The organism is Marinobacter sp. BW6 (assembly GCF_008107725.1).
Classification (GTDB): Bacteria; Pseudomonadota; Gammaproteobacteria; order Pseudomonadales; family Oleiphilaceae; genus Marinobacter.
Map to the genome: position 1 here is coordinate 140045 of NZ_VIRN01000064.1, position 22913 is coordinate 162957.

Consider the following 22913-nt stretch of genomic DNA (forward strand, 5'->3'; position numbering starts at 1 on the left):
ATTCCGGGGTTTGGTTTTGCAGCGGCGATGGCAGCTTCAACAACGTCAGGAGCTTACCCGGTCACGATTGGCCTTTGCCCACTGGTAGATTCGTTCGAAGGCCTCGGCCAGGTTGCCAGGATTATGCGGCGGCTGGATCACTGCAGCAAGCTCCCCATCCGGGTTCAGGAGGGCGAAATGGCCGCTGTGATCGACCAGAAGCTCACCATCCACTTCGCGATGCACAAACACGGCGTTCAGGCTCTTGGCCAGTTCCCGCAGGGTATCGAGATCGCCGGTCAGGCCGTGGAAGTTATCACCAAAGAAGCCTGTATAGGCTTTGAGTTTCTCCGGAGTGTCGTGTTCCGGGTCGGCACTCACCAGCAGATAGTCAGGCTGAGGTAACTCCTTGGACAACAGCTTGTCGGTCTGGCGTAAATTGGCCATGGCCGCCGGGCAGATATCGGGGCAGTTGGTGTAGCCCACAAACGCAAAGGTCCAGCGACCCCTGAGGCTCTCACGGGTGACCGTTTCACCATTCTCATCGGTCAACGTAAATTCCGCCAGCTGCCGTGGCTGGTCATAGACATAAGTGTTGAAATCCGTCAGCTCCGGCGCCGGCATTGGCTCCTGGTTACCCACCAGAAACACCTGCCGGCCCACGACCAGTCCAAAGATCAGAACGACGATTAACAGCAGACAGAACAGGGTCAGGCGAATAGAGCTGGTAGTTTTCATGGATCGACTCAGAAAAACACAAAATGATCCACAAGCAATACCACAAACAGGGCCATGAGGTAAGTGATGGAATACTTGAAGGTATTCAGGGCCACCCGCCGGTCATCCCCCTTCAACAGCCGGACCGCATACTGCAGGAAGCGCAGGCCAAGGGCCAGGGCGCCAACCAGGTAGATACCGCCGGACATGCCTGTGACAAAAGGTAGCAGACTGACCGCCAGCAACATCAGGGTGTAGAGCAGGATGTGCAGCTCGGTGAACTTGTTGCCATGGGTGACCGGCAGCATGGGAATGCCCGCCTTGGCGTACTCTTCCTTGCGATGGATAGCCAAAGCCCAGAAATGCGGTGGCGTCCAGGCGAAAATAATCAGCACCAGCAGCAGCGCGTGGCCCTCAACCTGGCCGGTTACGGCCGTCCAGCCCAGTAGCGGCGGCATGGCACCAGCGAGGCCACCGATGGTGATGTTCTGGGGTGTGGCTCGCTTGAGAAACAGGGTATAAACACCGGCATAGCCCACCAGGGAGGCGAGGGTCAGCCAGGCGGTGAGGTGGTTCACCTGCCACATCAGCACGGCCATACCAACACACGCGAGTATCGTTGCGAACAGGACCGCATCCAGAGGCGAGATCTTGCCTGTGGCCACCGGGCGCTTGCGGGTGCGAGCCATGACGGTGTCAATTTTCTGGTCTACCACATGGTTGACCACCGCAGCCGCGCCGGCCAACAGGGCGATACCCAGATTGCCCCAGACCAACACACCCCAACCAGGCACGCCTGGCGCCGCCAGCAGCATCCCGATAACCGATGTGAGGATCATCAGCGCGACCACTCTGGGCTTTGTCAGCTCCAGGTAATCACGCCAGGAAATGGTTGTGTCGGAGTCGCTCGCAATTGCCTGGGCCGGCAGTGCTTCCACTTGCTCGCTCATGCCGTAACCTCCTGGTTCATTGTTGTTGTGTGTGTTGCTGTGGCGCTGTGTGGTTTCGCTAACAGCTGATACTGCCAGATCAGGTGAATCACCGACAGAAGGAGTCCTGCTCCCATGGCGTTATGAGCCACGGCGATGGACAGCGGAATATGGAAAATCACATTGGCCAGACCCAGCAGGATCTGGACACTCAATATAACCGCCACCAGCCGGATGGCGTTGTCGAGACCGGAGTCACCACGTCGCCGCCACATCAGCGCCAGCAAAGCCGTAAAATAGACCAGCACCACCGTGGCACCGAGCCTGTGAGTGACGTGTATGGCCACCCGCCCGTCCGCTGTCAGCTGGCCGCCGAGATAGTTGGGCCCCACGTGCTGGGTTACATCAAAGCCGTGCCGGAAATCCATACCCTCAGGCCACCACTGGCCCTGGCAGGTGGGCAAGTCGGTACAGGCGACGGCCGCATAATTGGCTGCGGTCCAGGCTCCCAGCGCAATCTGCATCACCACCAGCAGAAGCCCGCCATAAAGCCAGGGCCGAAAACCCGCGAGGGCGGTCGAGGGCGATGGCTCCCGATCCTGTTTCTGCCTGGCTTGCCGTCGCAACCGGAAGGTCAACAAAGTCAGCAGGCTCAGGGTGGTAAACCCACCGAGCAGATGCAGTGCTACGACCTGTGGCCAGAGTTTCAGGGTCACCGTCCACATGCCGAAAGCGCCCTGAAGAATGATAAAGCCGGCAATGAACAGCGGCAGCTTTACCGGCACACCCTGGCGCCGGTTGCGAACTGCGTAGGCCGCCAGCCCGAATACCACCAGTCCCAGAGTCCCGGCGGCGTAGCGATGAATCATTTCCGGCCAGCCCTTTTCCACATCCACCGGTGTATCCGGGAAGCGGGCATTTGCGATGGCAATACTGGATTCGCTCTGGGGCACCGTCAGAAAGCCATAGCAGCCGGGCCAGTCAGGACACCCCAGCCCGGCATGCACCAGGCGGGTCCAGGCACCCAGCATGATCACGATCACCGCCAGTAAAACGGCAAAGGTTGCCCATTTAGCCATCTTGCGGGCTGCCAGGGATGGTGAAGGGGAAGAAGGATTCAAGAATGACTCTCCACTCTGGCCATTAACCAATCTGCGACAGTTTGAGCAGATGCTTTAGATCCTCCAGCATATCCTTGCCGGTATGTTCGGAACCGTAATGCATCATCACATTACCGAACGGATCCACCAGCAGGATGCGGGGCTCGGCTTCCGGGTTGATGCCGGACGGCCAACCAGGCTGGGTACCCACGGCAGGCTCAAGACGCTCCATGGAGCTGTATTCGGAAGACCAGCGTGCCTGCAAATCCGAAGCCACGCCGCCCAGAACCGCCGCACGGGAAACGCGATTGGCGTTCTTACCGAGGGCAATATTCACCTGCCTGGTCAGATAGAGCAGCTCTTCACACTGACTGCCACATTGGCCGGCGGCCACAATCATAAGCCAGTCCGGATCGATTTTGTCCGGGCCAAAGCGTTCTGCCAGCGGGGTACCGGAAGCCGTTTCGAGATTGAGCGTTGAGACCGGGGCCACCGGCTGAAGCAAAACGCCGTTATTGGTGTGGCCGGCAGGATTCAGCCAACCGGTGTAAAACATGATAGTTGCGACAAATATCGGACCGAAGCCCAGCGCAAACAACAGGAATGCCGTGCGACGGCCGCGGCGCAACTGTTCCGGGGTTGGCCCTTCGTTCTGTTCCTGGTCGGATATCCGGTTAGCCATTGTCATTGTCATTATTGGCTCCTGTCTTTCGGTAACTCGCCACTATAGTCAATATAGTCAGCGCCACGGCCAGCGCAAACCATTGCGTGGCATATCCGTAATGGGTTTGTGGCCCCATCAGGTCCGGTTCCCAGTCAGCCCGGTAAGCGCCTGGTTGGCGATTGCCGGCAAGTCGTACAATTCTGTCGGGAAGATCCGGAATCTCCTTTCGAGCGGCCTCCTCGGACAGACTCTGTACCCGCCGGGGCCACTGACCGCCTGCCTCTGGCTGATCCACCAGCACCGGCGGCACCGGATAGTCACTGATCCGTCCTTCCAGGGTAAAAACCCCTTCCGGCGTTTCCAGCTGCGGGAGCTGATCCCGGGTTCGCGGAGCCTGAACCCAACCGCGATTGACCACCACCGGCGGCCCTTCCAGAGGACGAAACTCTGTCAGAACTTCATAACCCGGGATGCCATCACGGGTCCGGTTATCCAGCAGCCAGTTTCGGCTTCCGTACATCCCGGTCAGTGTCAAAGGCCGACCACGGGTCAGATCACCGGACACCATGTCCTGCCAGGCCCGGTTTTCCGCTTCCTGCTGCCACTGGTCCAGCAGAAGCTGTTTCTCTTCCGCCCGATTCAGTTGCCAGACACCGAGGCCGATGAGCACCGGCAGGAAGACCCCGCTGAATACCAGCAGCCGCCAGTCAAACTGCCATTGGCGGTGTTTGCGCTGCGAATCAGACATGCTCTGCTATAGTGACTTCAGCGAGTCTGGAACCGTTTCCGACCCGTACATTCAAGACACCAATAAAAACAGGTAGTCCCATGCTCAAGGCCGTTATCGTTTTTCTGATGCTTGCCGTTCTGGTGAGCCTGTTCAGTGGCCTGTTCTTTCTCATCAAGGATGGCGGCAAGACCCATCGGGTAGTGAATTCACTGGCAGTGCGGGTCGCGCTCAGCATACTGCTCCTGGCGGTGATTCTGATTTCTCTTTGGCAGGGCGCCCTGACCTTGAACCCGACGCCCTGACCGAAATTCCTCAGAGGATATAGACAAAGACAAACAGGCCCAGCCAGACCACGTCGACAAAGTGCCAGTACCAGGCCGCCGCTTCAAATCCGAAGTGATTGTCGGCAGTGAAGTGGCCCTTGGTTATGCGCACCAGCATGATAATCAGCATCAGTGACCCGAGAATCACGTGGGCCCCGTGGAAGCCGGTCAGCATGAAAAAGGTGCTGCCATAAATACCGGATTGCAGGGTCAGATCCAGGTCCTGATAGGCATGCATGTACTCGTAGCCCTGGACGAACACAAACACCAGCGCCAAAGCGATGGTCAGTGCCAGCCAGAGCTTGGTTTTCGCCCTGTTACCTGCCTTCAATGCGTGGTGAGCAACGGTTACCGTGAAAGATGACGTCACCAGCAGGATAGTGTTGATAAGTGGCAGACCCCAGGCGCTGATAACCTCTTTGGGACCGGGATAGGCTTCCGGATTGGGATTGCTGACCAAAGGCCAGCTGGACTGGAATCCCTCCCATAGCATATTGGACGTTCCCCGGTCGCCTTCACCTCCCAACCAGGGCACAGCGAACACCCGAACGTAGAACAAGGCGCCGAAAAATGCGGCGAAGAACATCACTTCCGAGAAAATAAACCAGCTCATGCCCCAGCGGAAAGAACGATCCATCTGCGGACTGTACAGTCCGGCACGACTTTCCTTGATGACGTTCCCGAACCAGCCGAACAACATGTACGCCATGATAATGGCGCCAATCATGAACATGATCCAGGCACCGGTGGTGCTCTCGCCCTGCTTGCCGTTGACCATGATGGCCGCAACCCCGTAGAGGGTCACGCCGAGGCCAACCGTCGCAATGATGGGCCACTTGCTCTGTTCCGGAACGTAGTAGGTCTGGTTTTCCGCCATGACAGTCTCCGATGGCTTATCCGTTATCGTTTGTTGTTGTGTCTTTCCGGGAAGCTTGCGTTACCGCCGGCTGCTTGCCCTGATCGTATAGCGTATAAGACAGGGTGAGTTTGGTGATGTGCGCCGGCAGGTCTTTATCGACGATAAAAATCAGGGGCATTTCAGTGCTTTCGCCGGCTTCAAGCGGTTGCTGGTTGAAGCAGAAGCACTCGGTCTTGTGGAAGTAGAGCGTGCCTTCCGAGGGCGCAAGGCTGGGAACTGCCTGCCCGACCATCGGCTCGGCCGTGGGGTTCTCGGCATAGAAGTTCACCGTCGTCGGCTCTCCGGGATGCACTTCCACGGAGCGCACAACCGGGCGAAACTTCCAGGTCATTCCCGGGCCATTGGACGCAAGAAACTGAACTTTCACCGTCCGGCTCATGTCCGCTGCGGCCACCTCGGTGGACTCGTATCGCCCGCCGGTTTTGCCGTTTATCCCGGTAATCTCACAGAACACATCGTAGAGAGGCACCATGGCAAAGCCGAAGGCAAACATGCCAACCACACTCGCCAGGCACCAACCCACAACACGGTTGGTGCTGCGGGATGCGCCTGCCTTGTTCGCCTGCTGGTTCGACATGGTGCCGGCCTCCGGTTACTTCACTTCCGGTGGTGTCGAGAAGGTGTGGTAAGGCGCCGGAGAGGGCACGGTCCACTCAAGACCTTCGGCACCATCCCAGGGCTTGGCAGCCGCCTCTTTGCCACCCCTGATGCACTTGACCACGATAAACAGGAACAACAGCTGTGTGGCACCAAACATGAATGCACCGACACTGGAAACCATGTTGAAATCGGCGAACTGCAGCGCGTAATCCGGAATCCGGCGTGGCATGCCCGCCAGGCCCAGGAAGTGCATCGGGAAGAACGCGAGGTTCATGCCTACAAAAGACAGCCAGAAATGGGTCTTGGCCAGGGTTTCGTCATACATGTGACCGGTCCACTTGGGCAGCCAGAAGTAAGCCGAAGCGAAGATCCCGAAGATGGCGCCCGGCACCAGCACATAATGGAAGTGGGCAACCACGAAATAGGTATCGTGGTACTGGAAGTCAGCCGGCGCGATGGCCAGCATCAGACCGGAGAAACCTCCAATGGTGAACAGGATCACGAAGGCCACGGCAAAAAGCATGGGCGCCTCAAAGGTAAGCGAACCCCGGAACATGGTGGCCACCCAGTTGAACACCTTCACCCCGGTGGGCACCGCGATCAGCATGGTGGCGTACATGAAGAACAGCTGGCCAACGATGGGAATGCCAACGGTGAACATGTGGTGGGCCCAGACCACGAAAGACAGCAGGGCAATGGCACCGACCGCATAGACCATGGAGGCATAGCCGAACAGGGGCTTGCGGGAAAACGCCGGAATGATATGGGACACCGCCCCGAAGGCCGGCAGGATCATGATATACACCTCGGGGTGCCCGAAGAACCAGAACACATGCTGAAACAGCACCGGATCGCCGCCGCCGGACGCATCAAAGAAGCTGGTACCGAAGTTGATGTCCATCAGCATCATGGTCACCACACCAGCCAGGACCGGCATAACCGCAATTAGCAGGAACGCCGTAATCAGCCAGGTCCAAACGAACAGGGGCATCTTCATCAGGGTCATGCCCGGCGCCCGGAGGTTCAGGATGGTGGCGATCACGTTGATCGCGCCCATGATCGAAGAGATACCCATGATGTGGACAGCGAAAATAAAGAAGGTAGTGCTCGGCGGCCCATAGGTTGTGGACAGGGGCGCGTAGAAGGTCCAGCCGAAGTTGGGACCGCCGCCTTCCATGAACAGGGTGGAAACCAGAATCAGGAAGGCGCAGGGCAGCAGCCAGAAGCTCCAGTTGTTCATCCGGGGCAGCGCCATATCGGGGGCGCCAATCATCAACGGCAGCATCCAGTTGGCAAGGCCGACAAACGCCGGCATGACCGCACCAAAGACCATGATCAGACCATGCATCGTGGTCATCTGGTTGAAGAATTCCGGCTGCACGATTTGCAGCCCGGGCTGGAAGAGTTCTGCCCGAATGACCATGGCCATGCTCCCGCCCAACAGGAACATGGCGAAGCTGAATATCAGGTACATGGTCCCGATATCCTTGTGGTTCGTCGTCAGCAGCCAGCGGCTGAAGCCTTTTGCCGGGCCGTGATGATGATCCTGGGCGTGGGTATCTGCAACCGCACTCATGAAAACCCCCGTTACCGCCATTTATTGTGGCTGGTGATATCTGTTATCTGGCGTTGATTACTGCTGGTTCTTGTAATCAAAAATTTCTTTCGGAGTGACCATTTCACCGGTGTTGTTACCCCAGGCGTTCCGCTCGTAGGTAATGACCGCCGCCAGGTCCACTTCGCTCAGCTGGTTGCCGAAAGCCTGCATGGCCGTACCGGACTTGCCGTTAACAACGATGTCTATGTGAGCAGCCATGTCCTGGGTTGCAATGGGGCTGCCCTTCAGCGCCGGGAACGCCGGTGGCGCACCGCTGCCGTCGGCCTGGTGGCAGGCAGCACAAGCGGTCTGATAGGCTTTTTCGCCCCGCTCCATCAGCTCGGCCATGGTCCAGTCTTTCTGGGTCAACTGGCGTTCGCGCTCGGCAGCTTCCTTCTTCTCCGCAACCCAGGTGTTGTACTCCTCCTCGGGAACCGCCTCGACTACCACCGGCATGAAGCCATGGTCCTTGCCACAAAGCTCGGTGCACTGACCGCGGTAGATGCCAGGCTTGTCGACCCGGGTCCAGGTCTCGTTGATGAAGCCCGGAATCGCATCTTTCTTGACGCCAAAGTCCGGCACCCACCAGGAGTGGATAACATCGTTGGCCGTCACCAGAAAACGAATCTTTTTCCCGACCGGAATCACCAGATGGTTATCCACCTCCAGAAGGTAGTTTTCACCTTTGGCCTGTCGGTTATCAATCTGGTCTCGTGGCGTCGCCAGGTTGGAAAAGTAACCAAAATCTTCATTGATATATTCGTATTGCCACTTCCACTGATACCCGGTGATCTTGATGTCCACCTCCGATTCGGTGGTGTCATACATATCGACCAGGGTTGCCGTGGCAGGAATCGCCATAACAACGAGGATGACAAAAGGTATGATGGTCCAGAGAATCTCGACCAGGGTGTTTTCGTGAAAGTTTGCCGGTTTGGCGCCCTGGGATTTTCGGTGGGCAAAAATAGACCAGAACATGACTCCGAAGACCACGACGCCAATGACGACGCAGATCCAGAGTATGGTCATGTGAAGGCTGAAAATTTCATTACTGGTGCCGGTCACCCCCGGGGTCATGTTCAGTGTCCAGTCCGCCATGGACCAGGCGGGGAACATCAGACCGCCTAAAAGGGCACCTGCCCGCTGAGCGTGCACGCGCATACTGTGTCTCCACAGAGTGTTATTCTTGTCGGATTTTGCGTTATCCCACCGGTCTCACTGGCGCTCGCATACACCTGAAAAACCAGAGTGGAAGCCTGCTTACGGATACCTCAGCTTCGAGTATAGACACAGATCAAGAAAAGACTAAAAAATCGGCTAAATCCAAAAAAGCTAACCGCGGAATTTTAAGACTCAAAAAGAATATGACTTTTAACCTGCCGGCAACCGACCGGCGTCTCTGGGCTCTGGCCTGGCCGTTGATGCTCACCAACCTCACTGTTCCGCTCCTGGGACTGGTGGATACCGCCGTGCTCGGCCACCTGGAAAGCCCCGAGTATCTGGGCGCGGTCGCCATTGGCGCCAATCTGTTCAGCATCCTGTACTGGACCTTTGGCTTCATGCGGATGGGCACGACTGGCCTGGCGGCGCAGGCATGGGGTAAACGGGACAGCTTCAGCCAGGTGGCATTGCTGTTAAGGTCCGTGCTGCTGGCAACCGGTATCGGCCTGTTGCTGATCCTGTTTCACCAACCGCTGATACAGACCGGCCTGACCCTGATGAATCCCAGTGAGGGTGTTACCGAACTGGCGGCCGAGTATGCTGCTATCCGGATCTGGAGCGCGCCGGCGGTATTGTGCCAGTACACCCTGGTTGGCTGGCTCATCGGTACCCAGTTCCCGCGGGGCCCGATGATCATGCTGATTGCAGCAAACGGCCTGAACATCGTACTGGATATCCTGTTTGTCACCGTGCTGGGCTGGAACAGCCGTGGCGTGGCTATCGCCACGGTGATTGCCGAGTATGGTGCGGCCACGATCGGGTTCCTGATCGTGTTGAGCCGGATGCCCGAAGGTCAGACACTCACCCGGGCCCTGTTCGGCAAACTCGAGGATTACCTGAAGATCCTTCGGGTGAACCGCTACATTATGGTTCGCACCATCGCTCTGTTGCTGGTGCTGGCGTTCTTTACCGCCCAGGGTGCCCGCCAGGGAGATACCATCCTCGCAGCCAATGCAGTTCTGATTACCTTTCTGCTGCTGATTTCCAATGCCCTGGACGGGTTTGCCAATGCAGCCGAAGCGCTGATTGGCGAAGCCATCGGCAAAGGCAGCCGACGGCGGTTCCGGGTGGTCTTTCGCAGTGCCCTGCGGTGGTCGCTCTGGGGCGCCCTGTTGCTCACCATTGTTTTTGTTGCCGGCGGCCACTGGCTGATAGCACTACTTACCGGTATCGAAGAGGTGAGGATCACCGCCTGGCGCTACCTTCCCTGGCTCTGGCTGCTACCGTTTGCCGCAGTCTGGGGCTTCCTTCTTGATGGCATCTTTATCGGGGCTACCCGAACCCGGGATATGCAGAACACCATGCTGTTCTCGGCGCTGGCTGTTTTTGCGCCGGTCTGGTGGCTGACCACCGGATGGGGCAACCACGGGCTCTGGCTTGCATTGATCTCCCTAATGCTGGCGCGAGCCCTGAGCATGGGATGGCTATGCTGGTCCCACACCAGGAACGGTCGTTGGTTCCAGAGCCAGTGACGCAGATTCAATCTGTAACATTACGACTGAGTATTTTCACAACGGCGGAAAAGCAGCTGGAAAAATCTCGGCTACACTTGTCTGAACAGGCAGGCACGATGTGGTAGCCAGCCCTCCTCTCCTGCCCGGAAACTCGTTGCTATCAGTTGCTAACAACGGGAGGCGCCTTGCGACCTCAATTCGTTCAGACATCGGCTTCTCCTGAAATGACACCACAGGTAGTCCTAGAGATTATTGACCAGGCGCGGCGCAAGGAAGCCCGTTCCGGAACCTTCCTCCGGCAGCTTCACGAAAAGGCTGCTGCGCTCCCGTCTGCGGTCACCATCGAGGGTTACCAGCCCGCCACCTGCCTGTTCCAGTTCGTGGTTGAATACATCGAAATGGCACCACGGCTGATCGAATGCGTGGAAGCCTGTGCCCGAGAAGCCGGCAAAGCAGACCTGTTTGAGCCGTTCGTGCATGCCGCCATCCGGTACTTCACTCAGCCTTCCGCGTTGCTTGTCCGCTATGACGGACTCGATGGCCTGTTGATCCGCGCCTATCTCTGCCATCGGTTGATGGAAGAGATGTATGAAAACAACCGGTGCACAAGGGTCAGCGAAATCGTGGATATAGAAGCAACTCGTGCTAATCTGCTTGCTCACCAATTGATTGGCGAACCCTTTGCCAACGAGCTGGACGATTCCATCACCGTAACCGTATTGCAGATAGCCGGCACCCCGGACTATTACGAGCTGAACCTCGACCCTTTTGTCGAGCAGGTGAACAACGCCGCCTGGGACTGGATGCGGCACTACTGGGAAAATCTGTTGGTAAGGAACCACATTCGGTTTTCCCTCGGTTCCGGTCTGGCCTGACAGGTTCAGAGGATTAATGAGAATAGCAGCGATTGCAGTAATGGCAGCCCTGTTGATGACTGCCATGCCAACGACAGCCAACGCGTACAATCTGTCAGTAACCGTTACCGTGAATGGCAGTACCGAGCCCGTTGCCAATGCCGTGGTTTTTGTAGACAGCGCCGAGCAGGCAGCCCCGGTTTCTGCCGAGATTTACCAGAAAAACCGGGCCTTTCACCCCCATGTGCTGGTCATTCCCGTTGGCTCCAGCGTGGATTTTCCGAACCGCGACAATACCCAACACCATGTCTATTCATTCTCGCCGGCGAAAACCTTCAACATCGAGCTGTACGCCGACCGTCCTGCGGCACCGATCATTTTTGATAAACCGGGCGTTGTAGAGCTGGGGTGCAACATACACGACCACATGCAGGGCTTTGTGATCGTCACCGACACCGCCGCCGCAGGCCAGACTGATGCCTCTGGCCAGGTCACCCTGGCTATCTACCCCAAGGGCACCGAAGGTAGCCAGGACAAGGTGGCACTTGAGATCTGGCACCCACGCCTGCCGGACAACACCCGCCCGGTAACCCGGGAGATTGAACGCGGCAGTGAGCCGGCAATTGTGACCCTTGAGCTTGAACCCGAGCCTGCCGCCGAGGGCTCGCTGGACCGTCTCCAGCAACGCTTCCGGGAGCTCTAATGGCCCTAGCGTCCAGTCTCGGATTCCGTGGCCGGCTCATAGCCGCGATGATCTCACTGGTGGCTCTGGTCAGTCTGGTGATCGTTGCCCTGCTGATGGTGTACCTGTTCGAGGATGAAAAAAGCCGGGCACTGGAACAACTGGCCATCGGAGAGCGACTGACCAACGAAGTCATTGACCGGCGAACTGAACTGGAGCTATCCCGACTCAGTGTCGTGGTGCAGGATTTCGGCTTCCGCTCAGCCATTGCCAGCCGCGACCCCGCAACCATCGACAGCGCCCTTGAGAACCATAGCGGCAGGGTTGGTGCCGACTTTGCGCTGCTGCTGGGTAGCCAGGGTGAGCCCCTGGCCTCGACCCTGCAACGCCCGTTTCCTGAAATAACACCCGAACAGCTGACAAACACCCGACGTAACGGGTTCACCAGGTCAATGCGCACCATTGACGGCAGGGGCTACGAGATTCTGGTAATCCCGATTGAGGCGCCCGGGCTGCGGGCCTGGCTGGTTACCGGTTTTGCCCTGGACCAATCCCTGGCAGAAGTGATCGCCCGGCTCAGCGGGACCTCGGTGATCTTCCGGGCGCGATCTGACCAGGCAGGAAGCCTGAGCAGTTTTGCCGCCACCACCAGCATCGACGACAACCTGGAACAGGAGCTCGCAAGGGCATCCGGCGACGCCAATTTTATCGAAAGCGCTGGCTACTTCACCCGCATTATCAACCTGGACGAATCGAATCCTGCCGCCATCCAGGCGGTGCTACTGATCAGTCGTGATGCTGCGCTCCAGAACTATTACCGACGAGCCGTGGAAATCGCCCTGCTGGTGACTGCCATCCTGATTTTCGCCATTCTGCTGGCCCTGGTCATCGCCCGGAATCTGGGGCGTCCGGTGTTGCAGCTGGCAAGCTACGCACGTGCCATCGGGGCGGGCAATACCCCCGAGGCACCGGCAATTCGCGCCGGCGGAGAACTGACCCAGCTCCGGAACGCTCTGCGGGACATGCTGTCGGGTCTTCGGGAACGGGAAGCCCAGATCCGCTATGCGGCCACCCATGATGACGTCACCGGGCTTGGCAACCGAAACGCATTGATGCTGGCGGCCACCGAGATGTTTAACCAGAGCGGGCAAGGCACTCTGGTGGGGATCCGGCTGAATGACCTCTCCGATATCAACGATACCCTGGGCCTGGAATTTGGCGACAAGGTGCTGATCGGCATTGCCAAACGCCTGCAGCAGGAACTTCCTGATGCCCGGATCCTTGCCCGCACCGGCGGCAGCGAATTCCTGGCCATGATTCCGCCATTGCCCGCGGAGCAAGCCAACCACAGGATCCGGCAACTGCATGATCTCATTGAATCCCCGTTACAGGTGGACCAGACCCCCTTCTCCCTGCGCGTCACCATCGTGACCATGGAACTGCCGGAGGACGCCGCCGATACCAACGCCCTGCGTCGCAGACTCAACCTCACCTTCGAGCAAGCCGAGGCGCACCCTGAGCCCTTCACCCGATACCAGCCAGGGCAGGATGAGAGCCATCTCAGAGAGCTGAAACTGATCACCGACCTGCACACCGCTATCCTGAATAACGGGCTGCACATGAACTACCAGCCCAAACTGGACAGCCAGACCGGCGAACTGGTGCAGGTAGAAGCCCTGGTTCGGTGGATCCACCCGGAACTGGGCTTCATCTCCCCGGAAGAGTTCATCTTTCTTGCCGAACAGTCGGGGCAAATCCACGATCTTACCGCCCATATACTGCAACGGGTCGCCAGCGACGCGCGGCGGTGGCATGAACAGGGTGTCGACGCGGGCGTGGCCATTAACCTGTCCGCCATGGACCTGACCTGGCCCGCCCTGACCCGGCACATCGCCGAAAACTTTCACGACTGGCACCACGATCTGGAGCGAGTCACTCTGGAAGTCACCGAAAGTGCCCTGATGGAAGACCCGGAAGAGGCTATGGCCACCCTGAATCAGTTGCGCAATCTCGGAGTAACGCTTTCAGTAGATGACTTCGGCACAGGCTATTCCTCGTTGTCCCAGCTGCGTAAGCTTCCGGTACAGGAGCTAAAAATTGACAAGTCATTCGTGCTGAAACTGGATTCCGAACCCCAGGACCAGCTGATTGTCCGGTCCACCATTGAAATGGCCCACGGTCTGGGGCTAAAGGTCGTGGCCGAAGGCATTGAAAACCTGAAGGCCTGGCAGCTGCTGCAAGGCTGGGGCTGCAACCTCGGCCAGGGCTTCTACCTCAGCCGGCCGGTTGCCCCTGAGGACCTGCTGGAGACTGCCCGGTCCCTCACCGCCCGAGAAGAAGAACTGACCCAACCCAACCCGGAGTATTCAGAATGACAGCAAGACGCCTGGTGACACTGACCATGGCGCTCCTGGCTGCACCTGCCGCCATGGCCGACATCGGCAGCCGGATCTGGGCGACCGGAGGCGTCACCACCATCGAAGGCAGTGCCGGTGGGGGTCTCGTGCCCTGGGCCATGCTGGGAAGTTACGCCAGCGACGAAGAGTGGGGTAGTACTCTGGCCCTGAGCCGGGCCGAAGTGGACGATTACACTCTTTCGGTTACCGGTGCCGGACTGAACTGGAACAACCGGCTGGAGATCACCGTTGCGCGGCAGACCCTGGATCTGGACAGCCTGGCGTTTACCCTCAAAGACGGCTTCGGCCTCGAGCAGGACGAATTGAACCAGGATATCTTCGGCGCCAAGGTCCGGCTCGTCGGTGATGTGCTGTACAACCCCTGGGGTCAGTGGTCTGCCGGTGTGCAGTACAAGCGTCAGCGTGATTTCACCGTGCCCTCGGCGATCGGTGCCCGGGATGACAGTGGCACCGATGTGTATGTCAGTGGCAGCAAGCTGTTTTTCGCCGCCGTGATGGATCGCAACCTGCTGGTTAACCTGACCGCGCGGGCAACGCGGGCCAACCAGGGTGGTCTGCTGGGCTTTGGTGGCGATCGGAACAACAGCCACGAAGTCATGATGGAGGGCAGCGTCGGGCTTTTCCTCAACCGTCAGTGGCTGGTAGGTGCAGAATACCGGCAAAAGCCTGACAATCTGGGCTTCGCCGCCGAAGACGACTGGTGGGACTTGTTCGTGGCCTGGGTTCCGGACCGCCGCCTGGCTGTCACAGGCGCCCTTGTCAATCTGGGAGACGTTGCCACACTGGACGACCAGCAAGGTCTTTATTTGTCGCTGCAGGGGAGTTTCTGATCATGGCCAACGTAAACATCAAGCTCCTGATCGCCACCCTGTTGTCCGGAATGATGGCACTGGTTCTCGGTGGCTGCCAGAGCCTGAACAGCAAGCCCGATGATTCCCTGTATCAACAACTCGGTGAGCGTGAAGGCATTGCGAACGTGGTGGAGGACCTGCTCTACCTGATCGTTGACGACGAACGCATTAACCAGCAGTTCAAGGGCGTCGATGTCGCCCAGTTCCATGACAACCTGACGGACCAGCTGTGTGAACTCAGTGGCGGGCCGTGTACCTACACCGGCCGGGAGATGCGAGAACTGCATTCCGACATGGCCATCACGGATACCCAGTTCAATGCCCTGGCCGAGAATCTGATCCTGTCCATGGAGCAGAACAACATCCCCACCGGCGCCCAGAACCGGCTGCTCAAGCAGCTGATACCGCTGTATCCTGACATTCGCAACCTTTAAGAACGGAGACCTTACCTTGCTCGAAAACGCTGATCTGGGAAAACTGATCATCCGCCTGACCCTCGGCGGCCTCATGCTGTTTCACGGTATTGCCAAACTGCTCAACGGCGTTGGTTTCATTGAAGGCGAGCTGGCCAGCCACGGTCTGCCAACCTTCCTGGCCTATGGCGTGTTTGTCGGTGAGATTATTGCGCCACTGATGGTTGTCCTTGGCTACCAGACCCGGATCGGTGCGTTATTGATTGTTTTCAACATGCTGTTTGCCATTATTCTCGTCCACGGCAACGAGCTCCTGAGCCTTGGACGCAGTGGCGGCTGGGCGCTGGAACTGCAGGGCTTTTTCCTGTTCACCGCCGTAGCCGTGATATTCCTCGGTCCGGGGCGATACAAGCTAAAGAACTGAGGGGAGGCTCAGGCGCCGGGGGCCGTCGCAGCCCGGAAATCACAGGCCACCGTGACATTATTACGGCCGGACTCTTTGGCGGCGTACAGTGCTTCGTCGGCCTGACGAATCAGCTCCTGGGGTTCCATATCCGGGTCTGGCACCAAGCAGGCGACGCCGACACTGATGGTCAGACTGACCGGGGCCACCCGTTCGCCGGAATGTACCGGGGAACGGGCCACAGCCTGACGCACCCGCTCGGCCACCCGAACCGCCCCCTCTTCCGGCGTTGCCGGTAACAGGATGCTGAACTCCTCGCCGCCATAGCGCGCCAGCAGATCCCCGGAACGCTGAATTTCAGACGAGCAGATCGCCGCAACCTCGGTCAGGCAGTCGTCACCCACCAGGTGTCCCAGCTCGTCATTGACCCGCTTGAAGTGATCGATATCCAGCATCAGCAGACTCAAAGGGTGACCCTGCCGTTGCGCACGCTTCCACTCATCGCTCAGCTTTTCATCAAACCGGCGTCGGTTGGCCACGTGGGTCAGCCCATCGGTGAGGCTGATCGCCTTGAGCCTCTCATTGGCTCGTTCCAGTTCGTCGGTGCGCTCCTGAACACGCATTTCCAGTGTCTGGTTCGCCTCCTGCTGGATCGCTAACGCTTGTTCCTGGGCTTCATGGCGTTTACGCCGTTCCAGATTGATCCGGTAGGCAAGCGCGAAGGAAAGCAGGACCACTTCCATAGCTACGCCTATCTGGGGCATGAACTCGGTGAGGAAACTGCGAGGCATGATACCGAGCTTGCTGACGGCAAGAATCAGATGACCAATCAACAACGGCGTCCAGGCCAGCATGTAGAAACCGCCCAGGACCTGACCCTTGCGCCAGACCAGAAAACCAATGAGCCAGGCCGCCGGAGTGACCACCGCGGCAATGCCGCTAACCAGTACGATGCCGGTCTGGTAACTGCCGAAAAGGCTAAAGACAAAGCAGGCAAAGATCGCGGTCAGGACCCACTGCAGGAACCGGTAGCTTCTGAGGCTGTAGGACCGGATATTGAGGAATCGGATCGCGAAAATAATGGCGGAAAACAAGGCAAAGCAAATAACGGGAATCGTGAAATACCGGTTGATACCGGGGGCATTCGGCCACAGCCACTGAAACAGAAGGCCATTGAAATTAAGCTGAACCAGACCGGTAAAAACGACGGTAAGCACGTACCAGAGGTAGGTGGAATGGCGCACGATAACAAACAGGAACAGATTGTAGAGCGCCATCGCCACAATGATGCCCAGAAACATGGTCTGCCAACCGTATGACAACTGCTCATTGGCGAGGAATTCTGCCGAAGGTATGACTTCCAATGGAATCTGGACCGAACCCAATGTTTGCACCCGCACGAAGGCGGTGACCGGCTCGGTATTCGATGGCACCAGGAAAACAAAATTACGATGGTGAATCGGACGACTGTTGAACGGCAGGGTATCGCCCGTGTGATGGGTCTGGATCAGCTCGCCATTGAGCACCCAATGTACAGACACCTTATCCAACAACGGGTAGCCGATTTCCAGAACCCGGTTCGCCGGTTTCGGCGGGATATCAACCTTCAGCCAGAAGCTACCGTCACTGAATCCCCGGTTGAATACCTCGCCGGAGCCGAATGTCTGCCAGGCACCCGGGGGCAGGGCGCGAACGTCTGCCAGAGCCAACTCATCAGCGGGCGCTTCCAGCCATTCAAAAGCCACAGGAGCGGCCTGAGCAGGCCCGCCGGCCAGACATGCCAGCGAAAACAAGATAAGAAGGATGCAGGGGAACTGCCGCATCATAGCTGTTTCCGGTTTCCGGGCCCGGCCGGGTGTTCTACACTTTCAGGCCCTGACTGAGTCGTACGCATCCCTGCAATTGTTTCCAGTTTAAACGGTTGCGCGTACTGCGTCCTCTGTAACTTCAGGGCCAGCATAGCCCGAATCCATTGAGGCCAATAATGACCGAGCGCAAGAACGAAATACGTCCGGGTAAATACCGACACTACAAGGGCAAGGATTATGAAGTCATCGGCGTTGCCCGGCACAGCGAAACCGAAGAGCAGATGGTGGTCTACCGCTGTCTGTACGGTGATTATAGCCTCTGGGTCCGTCCTCTGAGCATGTTCCGGGAAACCGTGGAAATGGCCGGCGAGCAGGTACCCCGATTTGCCCGTCTCGACAAGGACTGACTGTTACAGAACCGCTTTGACTACCGCGACCATTTCCTGCACATTACCGCGCTTTTCATGATGCCGGCCCTCACAAGGGGCCGGATTAACCGTTAATTCCTACCCGGAGTTTTGCCATGAATGCCGTTGTTGCCGCGGTCGCGATCATGCTCGTCCTGAGTTTGTGCCGCATCCACGTTGTTGTAGCCCTCATCATCGGTGCCGTATCTGGCGGCCTGATTGCAGGAATGTCCCTGGAAGCCACCATCGAAGCCTTCAATAGCGGTCTTGGCGGCGGTGCCACCGTGGCGCTGTCCTATGCCACCCTCGGTGCTTTCGCGGTTGCCATCGGCAAATCCGGCCTCGCCCACGCCCTTGCCGACAGGGCCCTGGCCCTGGTCGGACGCCAGGAGGAAGGCGCCGCAGTAAATGGCATCCGTTTCCTGATCATCGGCCTGCTGCTTGCCATTGCCATTTCATCCCAGAACATCCTGCCGATCCACATTGCCTTCATACCCCTGGTAGTACCGCCGCTGCTGTACGTGATGGCAAAACTGAACATGGACCGCCGCCTGGTAGCCTGCGTGCTGACCTTCGGCCTGATTACACCCTACATGTTTTTGCCCGTCGGCTTTGGCGGCATCTACCTGAACGAAATTCTGATCGCCAAGATCAACGCCAACGGCGTCGACGCCTCCGGCCTGAGCGTTATGAAAGCCATGGCGCTGCCGGCACTGGGTATGCTTTGCGGCTTGCTGATTGCGGTCTTTTTCAGCTACCGCAGTGATCGCACCTATAACCTGGAAACCATCACCAAGGCCGAACGGGTAGACACCAGCTACAGCCCGCGCACCCTGGTGATGGCCCTGTTGGCCATCGTCACCGCCTTCGTGGTGCAGCTCTGGCTGGGCTCCATGATCCTGGGCGCCCTCGCAGGTTTCGTGCTCTTTAACCTGTCCGGTGTGGTGCGCTGGAAAGAAGCCGACGATCTGTTCACCGAAGGCATGAAGATGCTGGCCATGATCGGCTTTATCATGATCGCCGCCTCCGGCTTTGCCGAAGTGATGCGGGAAACCGGAGAAATCGCCAGCCTGGTGGACAGCTCCGTGGGCGTGATCGGCGAGAACAAGGCCATGGCCGCGCTATTGATGCTGGTGGTTGGCCTGCTGATCACCATGGGTATCGGCTCGTCGTTCTCCACCATCCCCATCATCGCCGCCCTGTACGTGCCCCTGGCCCTGCAACTGGGCTTCAGCCCGCTGGCAATCGTCGCACTGGTCGGCACCGCCGGCGCACTGGGCGATGCCGGTTCCCCGGCCTCCGACTCCACCCTCGGCCCCACCGCCGGCCTGAACGCCGACGGCCAGCACAACCACATCTGGGATACCGTGGTGCCGACGTTCCTGCACTACAACTTGCCGTTGCTTGGCTTCGGGTGGTTGGCGGCTATGGTTCTCTGAGCTTGGAGTTTGCCGTCCCTTGTAGCCTTCGTGTTGAGGGGAATTGCGAGGGTGTGGGTGTGCTTTTCTGGCGGGGAAAAGATGTCTGAGCGAAGCGAGTTGCTTTTCCCCAGAAGAAAAGCATTCCCATGGCCTCTCACCCCCTCAACCAGAAGGCTAAGAGTTAACGATCAATCCTCGTCGTCGGCAGCAGACTTGAAGAACACCACCTGCTTGACGGTGTGATCGTCCTCATTCTTGCGCTTGTTCACCCGCGTCTCAAGCTCCGGGTTGGACGGCTGTTCGGCGTCAGACACCGCATCGGTAAAGCCGCAGGCCACGCACTCGCGAACCTGGTCATCGTCGTCGGTGGTGAACATCATGATCTTGTCCATCTCCGCGCAGCGGGGACAGACGGCGCCGGCGATAAAACGTTTTGGACTCGCCATATTAGAACTCCCGTAAATTTGGGCAGCGGTTGTCGGGTTACGGCCTTCAGCCTAACCCGACCTACATTGATCAGCTCTGTCTTGCCACCGATATCACGTAGGTCGGATTAGCAAAGCGTAATCCGACACCATGGTCTCAGGCAGCTTCGTCAGCGATGCCGGTCTGTTTCAGCAACGCATCCACTTGCGGTTCACGACCCCGGAAAGCCTTGAACAGTTCCATGGGCTCCTGTGAGCCGCCTTTCTCCAGAATATTATGGAGGAAGGCTTTGCCGGTCTCGGGATCGAAGATGCCTTTTTCCTCGAACAGGGAGAAGGCATCGGCCGCCAGAACTTCCGCCCACTTGTAGCTGTAGTAGCCAGCTGCATAGCCACCGGCAAAGATGTGCGAAAAGGAGTTGGGGAAGCGGTTGAATTCCGGGGCTTCCACCACGGCAATCTCGCTGCGCACCTTGCGATGCATATCCAGCGGGTTGGTGGGCGCTTCCTCGGTGAACTCCGCGTGCAGGCGGAAGTCGAACAACGAGAATTCGAGCTGTCGCACCATGCCCATACCGGACTGGAAGTTCTTGGCCGCCAGCAGCTTCTGCAGCAAGTCCTCCGGGAGCGGTTCGCCGGTTTCGTGATGCGAGGCAATCAGTCCCAGAGACTCCGGATTCCAGCACCAGTTTTCCAGGAACTGACTGGGCAGCTCGACGGCGTCCCAGGCGACACCGTTGATACCCGACACATCCAGCACGTCCACCTGAGTCAGCATGTGATGCAGACCGTGGCCGAATTCGTGGAACAGAGTGGTGACCTCATCGTGGGTCAGCAGTGACGGCTTGCCGTTTACCGGCGGTGTGAAGTTACAGGTCAGGAAGGCCACCGGCAGCTGGAGCTGGCCACGAAGGTTGCGCCAGCGCACCCTGCAATCGGCCATCCAGGCACCGCCACGTTTGCCCTGGCGGGCGAACAGGTCCAGATAGAACCAGGCCAGGGGCTCGCCGTTACGGCTGATGCAGTAGGCGGTGGCATCTTCGTGCCAGGTTTCCACTTCCGGCTTCGCTTCAATCTGTACGTCGAACAGCTTCTCTGCCACCCGGAAGAGTCCTGGCACCACCTTGTTCACCGGGAACCAGGGACGCAGGGTTTCCGGGGAGATGTCGTAGCGCTTCTGGCGAAGCTTCTCGCTGTAATAGCCGATATCCCAGGCCTGCAACTCCTCGGCCCCATATTCATCTTTCGCGAACGCCTTGAGCTCGGCAAACTCCTTCTCCGCCTGGGGTTTGGACTTGGCTGCCAGCTGGTTCAGGAAGTCGAGCACCTCGTCGCTGCTGCGAGCCATCTTGGTGGCTAGCGAGCGCTCGGCGTAGTTGTCAAAACCCAGCAGCTTGGCCTGGGCGTGGCGGCGCTTGAGGATCTCTGCCATCACCGGGGTGTTGTCCCATTGGCCTGCATCCGGGCCCTGGTCGGAGGCGCGGGTAACAAAGGCCTCGTAGACTTCCCGGCGCAAATCCCGGTTGTCACAGTAGGTCATGACCGGGAAGAAGCTGGGGAAATCCAGGGTGATGACATAGCCGTCCAGTTCCTTCTGGCGGGCGGCCTGTTTGGCGCTCTCAATAGCGGTCTCGGGGACGCCGGCGAGTTCATTCACGTCGGTGATGTGCTTGTACCAATGCTGGGTTGCATCCAGCACGTTGTCGCTGAACTTGTTGGACAGCTCAGACAGCTCCCGGGACAACTCGGCGTATTGCTTTTTCTTGTCTTCCGGCAGGTCGACACCACCCAGATGGAAATCCCGGAGGGTGTTCTCCACAGACTTGCGCTGGGCTTCGTTCAGGTTCTTGAAATCTTCTCGCTCGGCCAGCTTTTTGTAGGCGTCGCACAGAGCGGCGTTCTGACTCACCTGGGTGCTGTACTCGGTGAGCTTCTCCAGGCAGTTCTTGTAAACCTTGCGCAGCTCGTCGTTGTTCATCACGCCGTTCAGGTGCGAAATCACCGACCAGGCGTTGCTCAGCTTGTCATCCAGCGCCTGCATCGGCTGCGCCAGAGTTTCCCACGTGGGATCGTCCTGGTCTGCGATTTGGCTGATTTTCATCCGGTTTTCACTGAGAATCTGGTCAATTGCCGTTTCCATGTGTTCGGTGCGCACATGGTCAAATTTCGGCAACAGGTCGTCAGTCAGTAACGGGTTATTCATAAGTCCCCTTCTCAGCTAGTAAGATCTCAGGTAGTTTCAGGCGACTCCAACGTTGGGGGAGTATCCGGGGGAAGCCTTTCCGAAACTGTGCGGAGCCATGGATGGCGGAGCTCAAGCGTCACATGGACGTGCCGCAAGAAGCGTGTTTCGGAAAGGCTTCCCCCGGATGCTCCATACTCCAGAGCAGAAAACGCCTCAAAGGTACTATGTAATGACGAATATACGTTCACACAAGGGTATCACGCCACATTTTGGGGAACGGGCATGGGTCGATCCAAGTGCCGTGGTGATTGGCGATGTGGAAACCGGCGACGACGTTTCCATCTGGCCGATGACCGTCGTTCGTGGCGATATGCACAAAATCCGGATTGGGCATCGATGCAGTATCCAGGATGGGTCGGTTCTGCACATCACCCACGCCAGTGACTACAACCCCGGCGGTTATCCGCTCACGCTTGGCGATGATGTAACGGTGGGCCACAAGGCGCTGCTGCATGGCTGCACCATTGGCAGCCGCGTTCTGGTTGGCATGGGCTGCATCATTATGGATGGCGCCGTGGTGGAGGACGAGGTGATTGTTGCCGCGGGCTGTCTGGTGCCACCGGGCAAAACCCTGGAATCCGGGCACCTGTATGTGGGATCACCCTGCAAAAAAGCCCGGGCGCTGACCGAGAAGGAGCGGGGTTTTTTCAAATACACCGCCGCCAACTACGTCCGGCTAAAGGATGACTACCTTAACGATCAGTAAACCAGTGGTCTGAAGGCAAGGCCGTAGCCGTATGTTTCGGGGTATCCT

Annotated in this window: 23 protein-coding genes; 11 read left to right on the forward strand and 12 right to left on the reverse strand. The window is 58.3% G+C overall.

The genetic code is table 11. From position 1 onward, the window contains the following. Nucleotides 1-45 precede the first annotated feature (45 nt). The 5 genes from FMN52_RS09310 to FMN52_RS09330 all read right to left on the reverse strand — a co-directional run bounded on the left by FMN52_RS09310 (nt 46) and on the right by FMN52_RS09330 (nt 4137). Entirely contained in the window at nt 46-717 is a 672-nt protein-coding gene (locus FMN52_RS09310) for an SCO family protein (protein ID WP_148608383.1), read from the reverse strand. An 8-nt stretch (nt 718-725) separates the two neighbouring features. Then, on the reverse strand, nt 726-1646 hold the full coding sequence (gene cyoE, locus FMN52_RS09315) for a heme o synthase (protein ID WP_148608384.1): 921 nt from the start codon (nt 1644-1646) through the stop codon (nt 726-728). Then, complete coding sequence (locus FMN52_RS09320) at nt 1643-2704, reverse strand: COX15/CtaA family protein (protein WP_148609713.1); 1062 nt, start codon at nt 2702-2704, stop codon at nt 1643-1645. The genes cyoE and FMN52_RS09320 overlap by 4 nt, the downstream gene beginning before the upstream one ends. 64 nt (nt 2705-2768) lie before the next feature. Further along, nucleotides 2769-3407, reverse strand: coding sequence for a hypothetical protein (locus FMN52_RS09325; protein WP_148609714.1), 639 nt, complete (start codon nt 3405-3407; stop codon nt 2769-2771). Further along, a complete protein-coding gene (locus FMN52_RS09330) occupies nt 3400-4137 on the reverse strand; it encodes an SURF1 family protein (protein WP_148608385.1) in 738 nt (245 codons plus the stop codon). Before FMN52_RS09330 ends, FMN52_RS09325 begins: the two co-directional genes overlap by 8 nt. 80 nt (nt 4138-4217) lie before the next feature. Between FMN52_RS09330 and FMN52_RS09335 the strand changes: the two genes are divergently transcribed. Then, nucleotides 4218-4421 (forward strand): twin transmembrane helix small protein, encoded by a 204-nt coding sequence (locus FMN52_RS09335; RefSeq protein ID WP_148608386.1) that lies wholly within the window; start codon nt 4218-4220, stop codon nt 4419-4421. 10 nt (nt 4422-4431) lie between these two features. Here FMN52_RS09335 and FMN52_RS09340 read toward each other — a convergent pair whose 3' ends face one another. Genes FMN52_RS09340 through coxB form a run of 4 tightly spaced genes read right to left on the reverse strand, consistent with a single transcriptional unit; the run spans nt 4432 to nt 8719 of the window. Next, a complete protein-coding gene (locus FMN52_RS09340; protein WP_148608387.1) occupies nt 4432-5319 on the reverse strand; it encodes a cytochrome c oxidase subunit 3 in 888 nt (295 codons plus the stop codon). A gap of 16 nt (nt 5320-5335) precedes the next feature. Further along, entirely contained in the window at nt 5336-5938 is a 603-nt protein-coding gene (locus FMN52_RS09345) for a cytochrome c oxidase assembly protein (RefSeq protein ID WP_148608388.1), read from the reverse strand. A gap of 15 nt (nt 5939-5953) precedes the next feature. Continuing rightward, complete coding sequence (gene ctaD, locus FMN52_RS09350) at nt 5954-7537, reverse strand: cytochrome c oxidase subunit I (RefSeq protein WP_053113470.1); 1584 nt, start codon at nt 7535-7537, stop codon at nt 5954-5956. A 57-nt stretch (nt 7538-7594) separates the two neighbouring features. After that, complete coding sequence (gene coxB / locus FMN52_RS09355) at nt 7595-8719, reverse strand: cytochrome c oxidase subunit II (protein ID WP_148608389.1); 1125 nt, start codon at nt 8717-8719, stop codon at nt 7595-7597. A 203-nt stretch (nt 8720-8922) separates the two neighbouring features. Here coxB and FMN52_RS09360 point away from each other — a divergent pair, with 203 nt between their 5' ends. From FMN52_RS09360 to FMN52_RS09390, 7 genes are all read left to right on the forward strand, one after another. Beyond that, a complete protein-coding gene (locus tag FMN52_RS09360; protein ID WP_148608390.1) occupies nt 8923-10251 on the forward strand; it encodes an MATE family efflux transporter in 1329 nt (442 codons plus the stop codon). 206 nt (nt 10252-10457) lie between these two features. Then, complete coding sequence (locus tag FMN52_RS09365) at nt 10458-11108, forward strand: hypothetical protein (RefSeq protein ID WP_148608391.1); 651 nt, start codon at nt 10458-10460, stop codon at nt 11106-11108. 16 nt (nt 11109-11124) lie between these two features. Further along, nucleotides 11125-11790: a methylamine utilization protein gene (locus FMN52_RS09370; RefSeq protein WP_148608392.1), complete on the forward strand. Its 666-nt coding sequence runs from the start codon at nt 11125-11127 to the stop codon at nt 11788-11790. Continuing rightward, nucleotides 11790-14144 carry an EAL domain-containing protein gene (locus FMN52_RS09375; protein WP_148608393.1) on the forward strand — a complete coding sequence of 785 codons (2355 nt, stop codon included), beginning with the start codon at nt 11790-11792 and terminating at the stop codon, nt 14142-14144. Before FMN52_RS09370 ends, FMN52_RS09375 begins: the two co-directional genes overlap by 1 nt. Further along, on the forward strand, nt 14141-15016 hold the full coding sequence (locus FMN52_RS09380; protein ID WP_148608394.1) for a DUF3034 family protein: 876 nt from the start codon (nt 14141-14143) through the stop codon (nt 15014-15016). Before FMN52_RS09375 ends, FMN52_RS09380 begins: the two co-directional genes overlap by 4 nt. Nucleotides 15017-15018: 2 nt before the next feature. Then, nucleotides 15019-15471, forward strand: coding sequence for a group 1 truncated hemoglobin (locus tag FMN52_RS09385; protein WP_240339443.1), 453 nt, complete (start codon nt 15019-15021; stop codon nt 15469-15471). Nucleotides 15472-15487: 16 nt separating this feature from the next. Then, nucleotides 15488-15874 carry a DoxX family protein gene (locus tag FMN52_RS09390; RefSeq protein WP_148608395.1) on the forward strand — a complete coding sequence of 129 codons (387 nt, stop codon included), beginning with the start codon at nt 15488-15490 and terminating at the stop codon, nt 15872-15874. Between the two features lie 8 nt (nt 15875-15882). On the opposite strand, the gene FMN52_RS09395 is transcribed toward FMN52_RS09390, so the two are convergent. After that, on the reverse strand, nt 15883-17598 hold the full coding sequence (locus tag FMN52_RS09395) for a diguanylate cyclase (RefSeq protein ID WP_240339444.1): 1716 nt from the start codon (nt 17596-17598) through the stop codon (nt 15883-15885). 239 nt (nt 17599-17837) lie between these two features. On the opposite strand from FMN52_RS09395, the gene FMN52_RS09400 reads away from it, so the two are divergent. Both FMN52_RS09400 and FMN52_RS09405 read left to right on the forward strand, forming a co-directional pair. Further along, nucleotides 17838-18068, forward strand: a complete 231-nt coding sequence (locus tag FMN52_RS09400) for a DUF1653 domain-containing protein (protein WP_148608396.1) — start codon at nt 17838-17840, stop codon at nt 18066-18068. 116 nt (nt 18069-18184) lie between these two features. Next, nucleotides 18185-19507: a Na+/H+ antiporter family protein gene (locus tag FMN52_RS09405; RefSeq protein ID WP_148608397.1), complete on the forward strand. Its 1323-nt coding sequence runs from the start codon at nt 18185-18187 to the stop codon at nt 19505-19507. 170 nt (nt 19508-19677) lie between these two features. Here FMN52_RS09405 and FMN52_RS09410 read toward each other — a convergent pair whose 3' ends face one another. Next, nucleotides 19678-19935 carry a YheV family putative zinc ribbon protein gene (locus FMN52_RS09410; RefSeq protein WP_008176700.1) on the reverse strand — a complete coding sequence of 86 codons (258 nt, stop codon included), beginning with the start codon at nt 19933-19935 and terminating at the stop codon, nt 19678-19680. A gap of 136 nt (nt 19936-20071) precedes the next feature. Continuing rightward, nucleotides 20072-22117, reverse strand: coding sequence for an oligopeptidase A (prlC, locus tag FMN52_RS09415; RefSeq protein ID WP_148608398.1), 2046 nt, complete (start codon nt 22115-22117; stop codon nt 20072-20074). Between the two features lie 211 nt (nt 22118-22328). Here prlC and FMN52_RS09420 point away from each other — a divergent pair, with 211 nt between their 5' ends. Next, on the forward strand, nt 22329-22865 hold the full coding sequence (locus FMN52_RS09420; RefSeq protein WP_148608399.1) for a gamma carbonic anhydrase family protein: 537 nt from the start codon (nt 22329-22331) through the stop codon (nt 22863-22865). Nucleotides 22866-22913 lie beyond the last annotated feature (48 nt).

What these genes read in the sequence shown, in the direction of transcription:
- FMN52_RS09335 (WP_148608386.1), top strand. Translation starts at nt 4,218, where the DNA reads ATGCTCAAGGCCGTTATCGTTTTTCTGATGCTTGCCGTTCTGGTGAGC.
- FMN52_RS09320 (WP_148609713.1), bottom strand. Translation starts at nt 2,704, where the DNA reads ATGGCTAAATGGGCAACCTTTGCCGTTTTACTGGCGGTGATCGTGATC.
- FMN52_RS09380 (WP_148608394.1), top strand. Translation starts at nt 14,141, where the DNA reads ATGACAGCAAGACGCCTGGTGACACTGACCATGGCGCTCCTGGCTGCA.
- FMN52_RS09345 (WP_148608388.1), bottom strand. Translation starts at nt 5,938, where the DNA reads ATGTCGAACCAGCAGGCGAACAAGGCAGGCGCATCCCGCAGCACCAAC.
- FMN52_RS09410 (WP_008176700.1), bottom strand. Translation starts at nt 19,935, where the DNA reads ATGGCGAGTCCAAAACGTTTTATCGCCGGCGCCGTCTGTCCCCGCTGC.
- FMN52_RS09330 (WP_148608385.1), bottom strand. Translation starts at nt 4,137, where the DNA reads ATGTCTGATTCGCAGCGCAAACACCGCCAATGGCAGTTTGACTGGCGG.
- FMN52_RS09340 (WP_148608387.1), bottom strand. Translation starts at nt 5,319, where the DNA reads ATGGCGGAAAACCAGACCTACTACGTTCCGGAACAGAGCAAGTGGCCC.
- FMN52_RS09385 (WP_240339443.1), top strand. Translation starts at nt 15,019, where the DNA reads ATGGCCAACGTAAACATCAAGCTCCTGATCGCCACCCTGTTGTCCGGA.
- coxB (WP_148608389.1), bottom strand. Translation starts at nt 8,719, where the DNA reads ATGCGCGTGCACGCTCAGCGGGCAGGTGCCCTTTTAGGCGGTCTGATG.
- prlC (WP_148608398.1), bottom strand. Translation starts at nt 22,117, where the DNA reads ATGAATAACCCGTTACTGACTGACGACCTGTTGCCGAAATTTGACCAT.
- FMN52_RS09325 (WP_148609714.1), bottom strand. Translation starts at nt 3,407, where the DNA reads ATGGCTAACCGGATATCCGACCAGGAACAGAACGAAGGGCCAACCCCG.
- FMN52_RS09405 (WP_148608397.1), top strand. Translation starts at nt 18,185, where the DNA reads ATGAATGCCGTTGTTGCCGCGGTCGCGATCATGCTCGTCCTGAGTTTG.
- cyoE (WP_148608384.1), bottom strand. Translation starts at nt 1,646, where the DNA reads ATGAGCGAGCAAGTGGAAGCACTGCCGGCCCAGGCAATTGCGAGCGAC.
- FMN52_RS09375 (WP_148608393.1), top strand. Translation starts at nt 11,790, where the DNA reads ATGGCCCTAGCGTCCAGTCTCGGATTCCGTGGCCGGCTCATAGCCGCG.
- FMN52_RS09365 (WP_148608391.1), top strand. Translation starts at nt 10,458, where the DNA reads ATGACACCACAGGTAGTCCTAGAGATTATTGACCAGGCGCGGCGCAAG.
- FMN52_RS09420 (WP_148608399.1), top strand. Translation starts at nt 22,329, where the DNA reads ATGACGAATATACGTTCACACAAGGGTATCACGCCACATTTTGGGGAA.
- FMN52_RS09360 (WP_148608390.1), top strand. Translation starts at nt 8,923, where the DNA reads ATGACTTTTAACCTGCCGGCAACCGACCGGCGTCTCTGGGCTCTGGCC.
- FMN52_RS09400 (WP_148608396.1), top strand. Translation starts at nt 17,838, where the DNA reads ATGACCGAGCGCAAGAACGAAATACGTCCGGGTAAATACCGACACTAC.
- FMN52_RS09310 (WP_148608383.1), bottom strand. Translation starts at nt 717, where the DNA reads ATGAAAACTACCAGCTCTATTCGCCTGACCCTGTTCTGTCTGCTGTTA.
- ctaD (WP_053113470.1), bottom strand. Translation starts at nt 7,537, where the DNA reads ATGAGTGCGGTTGCAGATACCCACGCCCAGGATCATCATCACGGCCCG.
- FMN52_RS09370 (WP_148608392.1), top strand. Translation starts at nt 11,125, where the DNA reads ATGAGAATAGCAGCGATTGCAGTAATGGCAGCCCTGTTGATGACTGCC.